This window comes from Streptomyces sp. T028, from assembly GCF_048159505.1.
Taxonomy (GTDB): Bacteria; Actinomycetota; Actinomycetes; order Streptomycetales; family Streptomycetaceae; genus Streptomyces.
The window spans coordinates 49,606-63,059 of record NZ_JBLRVZ010000057.1 but is presented as its reverse complement, the minus strand read 5'-3'; the positions used below and the strand labels follow the sequence as shown (position 1 = coordinate 63,059).

Genomic DNA, 13,454 nt, shown 5'->3' with positions numbered 1-13,454 from the left:
CCTGTCCTTCCCTCACTCGGCTCACCCCGACCAAAAGGTGATCACACACATGCCCATCAGCACCCCGTTCGCCGTGCCCTCCGCCCACCCGGCCCTTGAGCCCCAACTCGCCGTGGCCGGAGACCTCTTGACCCTGCTGCGCGACGCCGGCACCGAACCGCGCCCCGACGTCCAGCTGGAGGCCCTGACGCTCGCCGTGGCGGCCGATCTGCCCGTGCTGCTGTGGGGCGAGCCGGGGATCGGCAAGACCGCGGCCCTGACCCAGCTCGCCGAGTCCCTCGACCTGCCGCTGACCACGGTCATCGCGAGCGTGCACGAGCCGTCCGACTTCTCCGGGCTGCCCGTCGTCGGGGACGACCCCGCCGAGCAGGGCGTTCCGCTGGCCCCGCCGGACTGGGCGGTGCGGCTGGTGCGGGCCGGCCGGGGACTGCTGTTCCTCGACGAGCTGTCCACCGCGCCGCCGGCCGTCCAGGCCGCGCTGCTCCGACTCGTGCTGGAGCGGCGCATCGGCGCCCTGCGGCTGCCGCCCGGCGTGCGGATCGTGGCCGCCGCCAACCCCCGGTCCTCCGCGGCCGACGGCTGGGAACTGAGCCCTCCGCTGGCCAACCGGTTCGTCCACCTCCAGTGGCACCACGACCACGAGGTCGTCGTACGGGGTCTCGGCGGGACCTAGCCACGGGCGACACTGCCCCGGCTCGCCCCGGAGAAGCTGCCGCAGGCCGTGGCGTACGCGCGCCGGGCGGTGTGCGCGTTCCTCACCGCGCGCCCGCCGCTCGTGCACCGGCTGCCCAGCGGGGAGACCCGCCGGGGCGGCCCCTGGCCATCGCCCCGGAGCTGGGAGATGACCCTGCACCTGATCGCGTTCGCGACGGCGGCCGGTTCCTCGCGGGACGTGCTCGCGCTGCTGGTCAGGGGCACCGTGGGGGACGGTCCGGGGCTGGAGCTGCTGGCGAGCCTGGACCGGCTGGACCTCCCGGACCCCGAGGTGCTGCTCGCCGACCCGGCGGGCGCCGAGCTGCCCGAACGCGGGGATCTGCGGCAGGCCGTCCTCGACGGGGTGGTGGCCGCGGTCCGTGAACGCCCGAACAAGTCCCGCTGGGACGCTGCCTGGGCCCTGCTCGTGCGGGCGGTGGAGACCGGGGCGCCGGATCTGGTGGTGGTCCCGGCGACGACACTGGCCGCGCTGCGCTGCCAGGAGTGGCAGGTGCCGGCGTCGATCGAGAAGCTCGCCGGGGTCGTGTCGCTGTCCCGGCGGGCGGACCGGGCGGCGGCCGCGGTGAAGGCATGACGGGGGCACCGCCGACGCAGGACGTGGGCACACCGGCGCCCCTCGACCGCGACAAGCTCTTCACCGCCCGGCTGTACGCCGCACGGGCCCGCCCCTACCTGGCGACGGCGCTCTTCGCCCTGCACGTCGTCGAGTCCCGGCGGGTGCCGACGATGGGCGTCGACAAGCACTGGCGGTGCTATGTCTCGCCCGCGTTCGTGGAGCGGATGCCGGTGGAGGAGCTGGCGGCGGTCTGGGTGCACGAGGTGTCGCATCTGCTGCGCGACCATCACGGGCGCAGCGACCGGGTGGCCCGCGAACGCGGTCTGACCGGCCCCGGGGAGCGGCTGCGGATGAACATCGCGGCGGACTGCGAGATCAACGACGACGCGTACGGCGACGGACTGGTGCGGCCCGCGGGCGCGGTCGACCCGGAGTTCCTGGGGCTGCCCGAGGGCGAGTTGATGGAGGACTATCTGCGCCGCTTCAGCCTGGGGGCGCGTACCCAGGACCTGGCCTGGCTGGACTGCGGCAGCGGCGCCGACGGGCTGGAGAGGGAGTGGGACCTCGGACCCGACGGCGCGCACGGACTGAGCGAGCAGGAACGGGACGCCGTCCGCTTCCGGGTGGCGCAGGGCATCAAGGGCCGTCCGGGGAACGCGCCCGAGCAGTGGCGGCGGTGGGCCGAGGAGGCGTTCCATCCGCCGCAGCCCTGGCGGGAGTTGCTGGGTGCGGCGGTCCGCTCGGCCGCCTCGGGCGCGGGCGGGGGCGAGGACTACTCGTACGGGCGGCCGTCGCGGCGCTCGGCCGGGGTGCCCGGTGTCGTCCTGCCGAGCCTGCGGCGCCGACCGCCCCAGGTGTCCGTGATCATCGACACCTCCGGGTCGGTCAGCGACGCCGAACTGGGCAGCGCTCTCCTGGAGGTCGCCGCGATCTGCCGTGCCGCGGGCGGCCGACGGGACCTGGTCACCGTACTGCCGTGCGACGCGGACTCCCGGTTCGTGCACTCGCTGTGCCGGGGTGAGGGGATTCCGCTGATGGGCGGTGGCGGTACGGATCTGCGCGCGGGCTTCGCCAGGGCGCTGCGGACGCCGCCGCGGCCCGATGTCGTCGTGGTGCTGACGGACGGTCAGACGCCCTGGCCCGAGGCGCGCCCGGCGTGCCGTACGGTCGTGGGCCTCTTCTCCCGGCCCGGGTCCGGTTCCTGGCGGGAGAGCGACCCCGAGTACGTACCGGACGCACCGCCCGCCTGGGCACGGGTGGTGGACATCGGCTGAACGGCGCCGGTCCGTCGGCTCAGGGGCTCACCGGCTCGCTCCGGCTGCTTCTACAGTGCGGGCATGGAGATCAAATGCTCGCAGTGCCAGGGGTTCGACCTGGATCCGGGGTTCGTCGAGGACTCCGGCGACCACTCCCGGGGGTACGCGCGGTGGATTCCGGGACCCCTGCAGCGCGGCATCCTGGGCGGGGCCAAGCGCTTCGGCCGGCCCCGCTTCCAGATAGACGCCCACCGCTGCCGCGCCTGCGGCCATCTGGAGTTGTTCGCTCCGCACGAGGTGTGAAACACGAGGAGGCCACGGCCGATCACCCGCTCCGCCGGAAGGCTCCGCGGCACTCGCGGCTCAACTCACCGCATGACACCCTGATGTGACGCTCATTCAGCGCATGACACGCGGGAGGAGACGCCATGTTCGCCAGGGGGACGGCCGCCGGCGCGGCGGCGGTGTGCGCGGTGGGTGTACTGACCCTGTCCGGCTGCACCTTCGAGGACGGCGGGGACGGGGGGACCGGCGGCACCGCCGGGGGTACGCCGACGGCCACGGCGACCGCGTCCTCCGCGCCGCCTCCCCCTTCACCCTCGTCGTCTCCTCCCGTGTCTCCGTCCACGTCGGCATCAGCGTCGGCGTCGGCATCGCCGTCCGCGAGCCCCACGCTCCTGCCCGTCAGCGGCCCCGACCAGAAACTGGTGACCATGACGATCACCGGCGGTTTCGCCGGCGTGAACCAGGAGGTGGTCCTGCGCGGCGACGGCACGGTCCGTGTCACGGACAAGGGCGAGTCCCGGGTCCGGCGGACGACCGCGGCACAGTTCCGGAAGCTGCGCCTGCTCCTCGGGAATCCGGCGCTGGACGACGTCCCCTCGTTCACGATGAACATGGGGGCGGTCGACATGTTCCAGTACACGCTGCGATTCCGCGGCCGTACGGTCATGACGGACCTCTCCGGCGAGGAGCCCGCGCTCGACCCGCTCATCGACGCCCTGGACGACTGGTTGCCGAGGACGTGACGGCCGATCCCGCCTAGGCTGGAGCTGCGGGTCGGGCCAGGGAGGCTGTCATGACCGATGCCGGCCGCTATCTGCCGATCGCCGAGCACGGGCTCATCGGCGATCTGACCAGCGTGGCGCTGGTGGGCACGGACGGCACGATCGACTGGTACTGCTGTCCCGCGTTCGACTCACCGAGCGTGTTCGGCTCGATCCTCGACGCCGCGCGGGGTGGCTGCTTCGAACTGGCGGCGGCGGTCCCCGCCCGCACCAAGCAGTTCTACTTCCCCGACACCAACGTCCTGATCACCCGCTTCTTCACCGGGGACGGGGTGGGCGAGGTGCAGGACTTCATGCCGGTGACCGGCGGGGCCGGCGAGGCCGAGCGGCACCGGCTGATCCGGCGGGTGCTGTGCGTGCGCGGCGCGCTGCCGTTCCGTACCCGGGTGGCTCCCCGGTTCGACTACGGCGCCAGTCCGCACACCGTGCGCATGGTCGAGGGCCTGGCGGTCTTCGAGTCCGAGAAGCTGTCGCTCTCCCTCACCTCGACGGTGCCGCTGGAGGGCGACGGCCCGGACGTGCGGGCGGACTTCAAGCTGTCCGAGGGCGAGTCGGCGGTGTTCGCGCTCGACCAGGTCGGCGACGATGTGGCCCCGCGCGGGTGCGCGCGCACCGAGGCGGAGGAGCAGTTCGCGGCGACGGTGAAGTACTGGCGGCGCTGGCTGGCCGCCTCCCGGTACCGGGGCCGCTGGCGGGAGATGGTGCACCGCTCCGCCCTCACCCTGAAGCTGCTCACCTACGCGCCCACCGGGGCGATCGTCGCCGCGCCGACCACGAGCCTGCCCGAGCAGCTGGGCGGCGAGCGCAACTGGGACTACCGCTACGTCTGGGTGCGCGACGCCGCGTTCTGCGTGTACGCGCTGCTGCGGCTCGGCTTCATCGAAGAGGCCGAGGCGTTCATGGAGTTCGTGACCCGGCACATCACCCCGGGCGACGGGAAGCGCTCCGGGCCGCTGCAGATCATGTACGGCATCGACGGGCGCACGGATCTGTCGGAGAGCGAGCTGACGCATCTGGAGGGTCATCACGGCTCGGCGCCGGTGCGGGTCGGCAACGCCGCCGCGGACCAGCTCCAGCTCGACATCTACGGGGCGCTGATCGACTCCGTCTACCTCTACGACAAGTGGGCGCGGCCCGTCTCCAGTGACCAGTGGGACGACGTGTGCGCCCTGGTGGACTGGGTGTGCGAGCACTGGGACCAGCCGGACGAGGGCGTCTGGGAGACGCGGGGCGGTCGCAAGAACTTCCTGTACTCGCGGCTGATGTGCTGGGTGGCGATCGAGCGGGCCATCCGCATGGCGAACCGGCGCGGGCTGCCCGCCGACCTGGCCCGCTGGCAGGAGTCCCGCGACACGATCTACCGGCGCGTCCACACCCGCGGCTGGTCGCCCGCGCGGCAGGCGTTCGTGCAGCACGAGGACGGGGACGTACTGGACGCGGCGGTCCTGATGATGCCGCTGACCAAGTTCATCGCCCCGACCGACCCCAAGTGGCTGTCCACGCTGGACGCGCTCACGGAGGACCTGGTCTCCGACTCCCTGGTCTACCGCTACGACCCGCTGGCCAGCCCCGACGGGCTGCGCGGCGACGAGGGAACGTTCTCCATCTGCTCCTTCTGGTACGTCGAGGCCCTGGTGCACGCCGGGCGGCTGGACGAGGCGCGGCTCGCGTTCGAGAAGATGCTGACGTACGCCAACCATCTGGGCCTGTTCGCCGAGGAGATCAGCCAGACCGGTGAGCAGCAGGGGAACTTCCCGCAGGCGTTCACGCACCTGGCGCTGATCAGCGCGGCCTTCAACCTGGACCGGGCGCTCGGCTGAGGGACCGGACTCTCACTTGCCCCAGATCTGCCGGTACGCCTGCTGGTAGCCCGTCGGGTCCCAGGACGTCGTACCGGCGCTGTTGTCGGCCGTGGAGATGTGGACGGGGGCCGTGTAGCCGCTGGCGGGTGTCCCGGAGAAGGCGCGGTTGAACTCGTCGACGATCTGCCAGCCCTGCAGGGACAGCGGTTCGGGCACGGTGGCGGCCTGGTACTGCCGGCTGTTGATGCGCTGGAAGGCGGAGGGGTCGCCGTCGCCCGCGCCGATGTTGTACGGCGGCCCGGATCCTTTCTGGCCGGCCGCGCGGAAGGCGGGGGCCGCGTCGGCGAAGTACAGGTCGTTGATGGCGACGGAGTGCGTCCACCTGGCGCCGAAGCGGGCGAGCAGGGAGGAGATCTCGCGGGGGGTGCGGGTGCCGGCGTCCGGGATCGGGATGTTCTCGTACGCGAGGAGCTTCACGCCCGGGCAGGTCGCGAGCTCCTTCTTGATCAGCTCGGACTTGTTCCTGGCGAACGGGATCGAGGCGTCGGTGATCAGGACGACGCCGGCGCGGCCCTGGGAGTGGGCGATGACCCAGCGGGCGCTGATCCCGGCGACCTCCTCGACACGGGTGGTGACGTTGGTGAAGAGCCGGGGCCGTTTGCTGGGGCCGGGGGCGGCGAGGGCGTGCCAGCCGACGAGCGGGATGCCCGCCCGCTCGGCCTGTGCCACCTGGCGTGAGGTCGAGTTGGGGTCGAAGCCGCCGATGACGATGCCCGAGGGCCGCAGGGCGACAGCCTCGCTCATCGCCGCCTGGATGCCGGCGGGGGTGCCTCCGCCGTCGACGACCCGGACGTTCCAGCCGATGACCCGTGCGGCTTCCCGTACGCCTTTCGCGGCGCCCGCGACTCCGGGGTTGGTCATGGTCTGGGCGACGTAGACGAGGGTCCTCTTGCCGGTCACCGCCCTGGGTCCGGTGGTCGGCCCGCCCCAGGGGACGTCGGTCTGCTCCGCCCGCAGGACGGCGGCCTGCGCCGTCGCGTGGACGGCCGGACAGCCGTTCGGGCCTGTGGGGGTCTCCCCCGGGGCGTCCGAGGACCCGCGTTCACAGCCGGCGAGGAGGATCGCCGCCGCCAGCAGGGCGCAGGAGGTGAGCCGGCTGGCGCGGGCGCCGGGGGTGGCTCTGCGGTTGCCGTGCACGGGGGCTCCTCGCGGGGGGACGGGCGGAGGTTGCGGCGGGGGTGGGGGCGGGGCCTGGGCACGGGGTGGGCGCCCCGGCCGCGGGTCAGGGGGCGGGGTCCGTCGGCCCGCCGTCCCGCTGCGGGGAGGGGGGTGGGGCGGGCGGGGGCCCGGGAGGCCCGGTGGGAGGCGGCTCGGCGGGCGGTGCGTCGCGGGCGGCGTAGACGCCGGCGCTCAGCCGGCGGCGGGCGGCGTAGCCGGCGAGGCCCACGGCGATGAGGAGGGTGCCGCCGTAGAACAGCGGGACCGTCCAGAAGTCGGCGCCCAGTTGGCCGATGCCGGTGAGGCCCACGGCGAGGACGGCGACGGCGACCAGGGTGCCGAGGGCGTTGGGCCGGCCGGGCTTGATCGCGGTGGCGCCGAGGAGGGCGCCGGCGAAGGCGGGGAGCAGATAGTCCAGGCCGACGCTGGGATTGCCGATCTGCTGCTGGGCGGCGAGCAGCACCCCGGCGATGCCGACGATCAGGCCCGAGGCGGTGAAGGCGTAGACGGTGTACGTGCGGGTCGGGATGCCGAGGAGGTCGGCCGCGCGCGGGTTGGAGCCGACGACGTACAGATACCGGCCGAGGGGCAGCCGTTCCAGGACCAGCCAGAGGGCGGCGGTGAGGGCGAGGACGTAGAAGGCGGGGACCGGCAGGCCGAGGAACGTGGAGTCGTAGAGGTCGGTGAAGGCGGGCGGAAGGCCGCCTGGGCCGGGGACGATCCGGCCGCCGTCGGTGACCCAGCCGGTCACGGCGTAGAGCATGCTGCCGGTGCCGAGGGTGGCGATGAAGGAGTCGATCCGCCCGAACTCGACGACGACTCCGTTCAGGATGCCCACGGCGGCCCCTCCGGCGATCACCGTGAGAGCGGCGAGCGGCCAGGGCCAGCCCTCGTCGACGACGAGCCGCATCATCATGACGTGGGCCAGACCGAGGGCGTAGCCGATGGAGAGGTCGAAGGCGCCGGTCACGATGGGGACCATGGCGGCGAGCGCGAGGATCGCCGGGATCGACTGGGTGGACAGGATCGAGTCGACGGTGTCGAGGGTGGGGAACGTGCGGGGCAGGGCGAGGGAGAAGACCAGGAAGAGCAGGGCGGTGAGGGCGAGCAGGCCGTACGCGCCGACGAGGTGGCCGCCCGGTCGGCGGGGCCGGGGCGCCGCCGTCATGAGCTCGTCCCCGTCCGGGGCGGGGGCATGGCCGAGGCGGCGTGGGTCAGCTCGGCGACCGTGAGGGTCGCGCCGCTCAGCTCGGCGGTGACGGCTCCCCCGACGAGGACCAGGGCGCGCCGGCACACGCTCACGACCTCCTCGAAGTCGGTGGAGAGCAGCAGGACCGCGAGGCCCGCGGCCAGCGCCTCGTCGAGCAGGCGGTGGACGGCGGCCTTCGCGCCGATGTCCACGCTCGCGGTCGGCTCCTCCAGGATCAGCAGCCGCAGGTCCGCCCGCAGCCAGCGGCCGATCATGACTTTCTGCTGGTTGCCGCCGGACAGGGTCGCGAGGGGGGCCTCGCTGTCACGGGGGCGCACTGAGAACCGGTCGATGAGCGCGGCGGCCGCTGTGCGTTCCCGTCGGGGGCCGATCCAGCGGGGGGCGGGGCGGCTTCCCGCGGCGGGGTTGGCGAAGAGGTTCTCCCGTACGGTCAGCTCGGCGAGGCAGCCCTCCCGCAGCCGGTCGCCGGGCACGAATCCGACGCCGTGCCGTACGGCGTCGGCGACCGTACGGGGGCGGTACGGCCGTCCGCCGAGCCTGGCCTCCCCGGTGAGCAGGGGCCGGGAGCCGGCGAGGGCCCGGCCCAGGTCCAGGTGTCCGGCGCCGGAGAGCCCGACCAGGCCGACCGCTTCGCCCGCCCGTAGCTCCAGGTCGACGGGCCCGGCGCCAACGGTGCGTACGGCGTGGAGGTGCAGCAGGACCGGGCCGACGGCCGGGGCCGGTGCGGGGCCGTGGTCCGGCGGCTCGGAGCCGACGATGTCGTGCACCAGGCGGGCGGGGCTGTGGCCCGCCAGTGGGCCGTGGCTGACGAGCCGGCCGTCGCGCAGGACGGCGAAGGTGTCGGCGACCTCGTAGACCTCGTCCAGGCGGTGGCTGACGTAGAGGAGGGCGTGGCCGCGGTCGCGCAGGTCGTGCAGGACGCGGAAGAGCCGGGCGCAGTCGGGGGCGGGGAGGCGGGCCGTCGGCTCGTCCAGGACGATGAGCCGGGCGCGGGCCGCGAGGGCCCGGGCGATGGCGACGAGGGACCGTTCGGCGGGCGCGAGGCGGGCGACGGGGGCGTCGGGGTCGAGGTGGGCGGCGACGGTGCGCAGGGCGTCGGAGCACCGCTCGCGGGTGCGCCGCCAGGAGACCAGCCCGGCGCGGCGTGGATACCCGGTGCTCAGGGCGATGTTCTCGGCGACCGTCATCCACTCCACGAGACCGAGATCCTGGTGGATGAAGGACATGGCGCGGGTGGCGGCGTGGCTGCCGAGCGGGTGCCCGTCCACCGTGATCCGTCCCGTGTCGGCGTGGTGGACGCCGGCGAGCACCTTGATGAGCGTGGACTTCCCGGCTCCGTTGGGCCCGAGGAGGGCGAGGACGCTGCCCGCGTGGACGTCGAGGTCGACACCGGCCAGGGCGACGGTCCCGCCGAATCGTTTGCTCAGCCCTCGGATGCGGACCAGGGGCTCCGACGCGAGGGGCGCGGCCGCCTTCGCAGACGTGTCGGGAGCGTCACACATGAGGCGATCCTATCTGGATCTTTCATGTCATTTCGGATATTCGATTCAGGCATTCGACGTGGGCCGTCGATGTGGGCTGTGTGACTCACGCGCCGTCGAGCCCGCACTCGGCCCAGATGACCTTGCCCTCCGGGAGATAGCGCGTGCCCCAGGTCCGGGACAGCTGGGCGACGAGGAAGAGGCCGCGTCCGCCCTCGTCGGTGCTGGCCGCCCGGCGCAGATGCGGGGCCGTGTTGCTGGTGTCGGAGACCTCGCAGATCAGGGAACGGTCGTGCAGCAGCCGTACCCGGACGGGGCCGGTGCCGTGGCGGATGGCGTTGGTGACCAGCTCGCTGAGGATCAGCTCGGCGGCGAAGGCGGTCTCGTCGAGTCCCCAGTCGGCCAGTTGCCTCAGGGCAGAGGCGCGGACCTCGCCGACGCGGGCGGGGTCGGCGGGCAGCTCCCAGGTGGCGATCCGGCCGGGGTCCAGGGCGTGGGTGCGGGCGACGAGCAGGGCGATGTCGTCGCACGGGTGCGCGGGCGCCACCGCCTCCAGGATCGCGTCACAGGTGTCCTCGGGCGTGCGCTCGGGGTGGTGGGCCAGGGCCCCGCGCAGCTGGTCGAGGACCACGTCGACGTCACGGTGCCGGTCCTCGATGAGTCCGTCGGTGTAGAGGACCAGCTGACTGTCCTCGGGCAGGTCGATCTCGACGGCGTCGAAGGGCAGCCCCCCGAGGCCGAGCGGCGGCCCGGCGGGCAGGTCCGGATAGGTCACGCTGCCGTCGGGGCGGACCAGCGCGGGCGGCGGGTGTCCGGCGCGGGCCATGACACACCGCTGCGAGGTCGGGTCGTAGACGACGTACAGACAGGTCGCGCCGATGATGCCCGCACCCTCCCCGTCGGGATCCTCCCGGTCCAGGCGCCCCACGAGGTTGTCGAGGTGGACGAGGACCTCGTCCGGCGGGAAGTCGAGCTCGGCGAAGCTGCGGGCGGCGGTGCGCAGCCGGCCCATGGTGGCGGCGGAGAGCATGCCGTGGCCGACGACGTCGCCGACCAGGAGGCCGATCCGGGCGCCGGAGAGCGGGATGACGTCGTACCAGTCCCCGCCCACGTCGGCCTCGGCGGGCAGATAGCGGTGGGCGACCTCGACCGCCTCCTGGTCGGGCAGCCCGTGCGGGAGCAGCCGGCGCTGCAGGGCCAGGACCATGGCGCGCTCGTGGGTGTAGCGCCGCGCGTTGTCGATGGAGAGAGCGGCGCGGGTGGCGAGTTCCTGGGCGAGCGAGCGGTCGTCGTCCCCGAAGGGGGCGGGTTCCTGGGCGCGGTAGAAGCTGACGACTCCGAGCACGACCCCGCGCGCCACCAGGGGGACGGCTATGAGGGAGTGGACATGGGCGAGCAGCGTCCCGGTGTGCTCGGGGTCCTGGGCAAGCCAGCCCGCGGCGCTCGCCAGGTCCGGTTCCAGCACCGCCTGTCCGCCGGTCAGCGAGCGCCGCTGGGGCGCGGTCGGGCCGAAGTCGGTCCGCTTGCCGGCCGGGGTGAAGGGCAGGTCGTCGCGGATGCCGTGGACCACGATCCGGCGCAGGTCGCCGACGGGGTCGGCGGACTCCTCGCCGCGCAGGACGGCATCGGGCAGGTCGACGGTCACGTAGTCGGCCAGCCGCGGGACGGCCGTCTCGGCGAGCTCCTCGGCGGTGCGGCGCACGTCCAGGGTGGTACCGATGCGGGCGCTGGCCTCGGACAGCAGCTCCAGCCTGCGGCGCGCGGCCAGGGCGTACGCGCCCACCTGCGGCTCCCCCACCATGACGAGGCTCCGCGCGGAGGGCGGCGGTTCGGGGGAACCGTTCGCGGCGGTGCGGGTGCCGTCCGCGGCACCGACGGGGGCACCCTCGCCCTCACCCTTGCCCGCGCCTGCTTCCCCGCCGTCGGCACGGTCCGGCGCATGCCCGGCGGGTGGCGCGACGGAGAGCCGGGCGAGGTGTGAGACGGCGGCGACGACGGCGGGCTGGACGGGGAAGCCCGGCAACCGGTCGTCCCGGCCCGCAACGGCCAGGGGCTCCCCGGGAGACGGGACGAGGGGCTCCCGGACGGACGAGGCGAGGGGCTCTCCGGCAGCGGAGCCGGGCAGAACGGCCTCGATGGCGACACCCTCCACCCCCGACGCGCTTCTCATCGGACGGCTCACCAGCGTCACGCGGCGCCCGTCGGGCAGCGACACGTCCACGGCGGCCCGCTGAGCGCGCGAGATCAGCTCGGTGGCCTTCTCCATGAGGAGCGCACGGTCGCTGTCGCGCAGCCGCAGAGCCGGCACCTCCCCTTCGGCCGTGTCGGATGCGGCCCCGGTGGCCAGGTACGCCCGCAGCAGGGCGCGTTCCCGCGCGGAGCTCTGCCCCAGCAGCCGCCGTTCCACGGCGCGGGCCGCCTTGCGGATCACGGCACCGAGCGCCGGGGTCTCGAAGCCGCGGGGATAGCCGAAGCACAGGACGCCCTCGATGCCGCCGCTGAGCGGATCGCGCACGGGCAGCGCCACACAGGCGCTCGCCTGGGAGCGCTCCGCGAAGTGCTCGGCGCCGTAGACCCGGATCAGGCGGCGCTCGGCCAGGGCCAGACCGATGCCGTTGGTGCCGGCGACCTGCTCGGCGAACACGAAGCCCGGGACGCGCTGGATCGCCGGAAGACTGCGGGCGAGGGAGGCCTCGCCGAAGCGCCGCAGGAGGACCGTCCCGTTCGCGTCGGCGACGGAGATATTGATCTTGCTGCCGGAGAACAGGGACTCCAGCCGGTCGAGCACCGGCACCGCGGCGCGGACGATACGGCCGTCCGCCTCGAAGTCCTCCCGGAAGGGAAGATCGGACTGGTCGGGTGAGAGCCCCAGGGTCCGGCAGCGCTGCCAGGAGTCCAGGATCGAGGCCCGTACGCCCCTGTCGACCGGTTCTCCCTGCAGAAAGCGCTCGCGGAAACGCGTGGGCCCCGTGCCGTCCGTGGCACGCCCCACCGTCGATTGTTCTCCTCCGGATCGAACCACGCCTCGCCTCACTCGCACCCGCGTTCACTCACCTGCGACTCGCCCACCTTTCGCTAAAGAATCCGACATTGACGAGCATACGGACATACAAGGCGTGAGTCATGGCCCGCCCGGACTGTCGGAACGACGGCCACCAGGGGGCGCCCTCACATGTGGTGACAGGGCAGTGCCCGACCGTCACAGAACTGCGACCGGAGTGACGGGCGAGCCCGTCCCGCCGGGGATGTTCAGCGGCGCCACGACGAGCAGGAACGCGTACCGGCCCGCCTGGGCCGTCGCGGCCGACAGGGCCTCCAGGTCGAGGTTGTCCAGCAACGGCACCCCCATCGCGGTGACGGCCAGGACGTGGACGGGCGAGTGCACACCCGCCACCGGCGAGGGCCGTACGTCACTGTCACCGTCGCTGCCGAGCAGCACGACACCCCGCTCGGCCAGCAGCGGTACGGCGTCCACGTGGAAGCCCGCGCTCACCGCGCCGGAGTCCCACGGACCGAGTTCCGTACGGCGACGGACGTGCCCGGTGCGCAGCAGCACCGCGTCCCCCTCGCCGACCGTCACACCGAGGGCCCGCTCCGCGGCGGCGACCTCCGGCGCGTGCACTGCCCGCCCCGGCTCCAGCCAGGGCACCCCTAGCACGGCGGGCAGATCGAGGAGCACGCCCCTCGTCACCAGAGGTCCCAGCTCCGACACCGCGCCGAAGCGGGCGCCACCGGCGTCGACGACCTCGCGTGCCGTACGGCCGCCGTAGAGCCGCCCCCGGTAGGCGATGTGGGAGAGCGCGTCGAGATGGGTGACGCCCCTGCCGTGGTAGTCGACGGCGATGAAGTCCTTGTGGGCGGCGGGTTCGGGGCGCTCCACATCGCCCAGGTCGGTCATGTGGTGCAGGGCGGGCCTGGGGTTGTCGGGGTCGGGCCGGGTGTTCCAGGGAAGGGCCGTCGGGACGACCGTCCCGGACCGCACCTCGGCCATGGCCCGCCGCACATGGTCCGCGGTCACCCGGTTCCACGCACCGCGATCGACCCGGTCCCGGTCCCGGTCCCGGTCACCCCGGGTGCGCACCGCCTCGAAGAGGGCGTCGAACTCCGCGCGGGAGAGGGCCGGCCCGTTGCCCGACATGGCTCCAGCTTG

Annotated in this window: 9 protein-coding genes and 1 pseudogene; 5 read left to right on the top strand and 5 right to left on the bottom strand. The window is 73.6% G+C overall.

The window, feature by feature from the left end; all coding sequences use genetic code 11:
• The first annotated feature begins 49 nt into the window (after nucleotides 1–49).
• The 5 genes and pseudogenes from ACLZN2_RS42855 (at nucleotide 50) to ACLZN2_RS42835 (ending at nucleotide 5,413) form a co-directional block, all read left to right on the top strand.
• Nucleotides 50–1,288: pseudogene (locus ACLZN2_RS42855) on the top strand (AAA family ATPase).
• Nucleotides 1,285–2,544 (top strand): DUF2201 family putative metallopeptidase, encoded by a 1,260-nt coding sequence (locus ACLZN2_RS42850; RefSeq protein ID WP_416985197.1) that lies wholly within the window; start codon nucleotides 1,285–1,287, stop codon nucleotides 2,542–2,544. Before ACLZN2_RS42855 ends, ACLZN2_RS42850 begins: the two are co-directional and overlap by 4 nt.
• Nucleotides 2,545–2,607: 63 nt before the next feature.
• Nucleotides 2,608–2,829 (top strand): hypothetical protein, encoded by a 222-nt coding sequence (locus tag ACLZN2_RS42845; protein WP_416985196.1) that lies wholly within the window; start codon nucleotides 2,608–2,610, stop codon nucleotides 2,827–2,829.
• A 125-nt stretch (nucleotides 2,830–2,954) separates the two neighbouring features.
• Nucleotides 2,955–3,554: a hypothetical protein gene (locus ACLZN2_RS42840; RefSeq protein ID WP_416985195.1), complete on the top strand. Its 600-nt coding sequence runs from the start codon at nucleotides 2,955–2,957 to the stop codon at nucleotides 3,552–3,554.
• A gap of 50 nt (nucleotides 3,555–3,604) precedes the next feature.
• Nucleotides 3,605–5,413 carry a glycoside hydrolase family 15 protein gene (locus ACLZN2_RS42835; RefSeq protein ID WP_416985194.1) on the top strand — a complete coding sequence of 603 codons (1,809 nt, stop codon included), beginning with the start codon at nucleotides 3,605–3,607 and terminating at the stop codon, nucleotides 5,411–5,413.
• 12 nt (nucleotides 5,414–5,425) lie between these two features.
• Here the strand turns inward: ACLZN2_RS42835 and ACLZN2_RS42830 are convergent, their stop codons facing one another.
• The 5 genes from ACLZN2_RS42830 to ACLZN2_RS42810 all read right to left on the bottom strand — a co-directional run bounded on the left by ACLZN2_RS42830 (nucleotide 5,426) and on the right by ACLZN2_RS42810 (nucleotide 13,442).
• A complete protein-coding gene (locus ACLZN2_RS42830; protein WP_416985193.1) occupies nucleotides 5,426–6,592 on the bottom strand; it encodes a substrate-binding domain-containing protein in 1,167 nt (388 codons plus the stop codon).
• 85 nt (nucleotides 6,593–6,677) lie between these two features.
• Entirely contained in the window at nucleotides 6,678–7,781 is a 1,104-nt protein-coding gene (locus ACLZN2_RS42825) for an ABC transporter permease (protein ID WP_416985192.1), read from the bottom strand.
• Nucleotides 7,778–9,325 carry a sugar ABC transporter ATP-binding protein gene (locus tag ACLZN2_RS42820; protein ID WP_416985191.1) on the bottom strand — a complete coding sequence of 516 codons (1,548 nt, stop codon included), beginning with the start codon at nucleotides 9,323–9,325 and terminating at the stop codon, nucleotides 7,778–7,780. The genes ACLZN2_RS42825 and ACLZN2_RS42820 overlap by 4 nt, the downstream gene beginning before the upstream one ends.
• 85 nt (nucleotides 9,326–9,410) lie before the next feature.
• Nucleotides 9,411–12,296, bottom strand: a complete 2,886-nt coding sequence (locus ACLZN2_RS42815) for a SpoIIE family protein phosphatase (RefSeq protein ID WP_416985190.1) — start codon at nucleotides 12,294–12,296, stop codon at nucleotides 9,411–9,413.
• Between the two features lie 207 nt (nucleotides 12,297–12,503).
• Entirely contained in the window at nucleotides 12,504–13,442 is a 939-nt protein-coding gene (locus tag ACLZN2_RS42810; RefSeq protein WP_416985189.1) for a cyclase family protein, read from the bottom strand.
• Nucleotides 13,443–13,454: the final 12 nt, after the last annotated feature.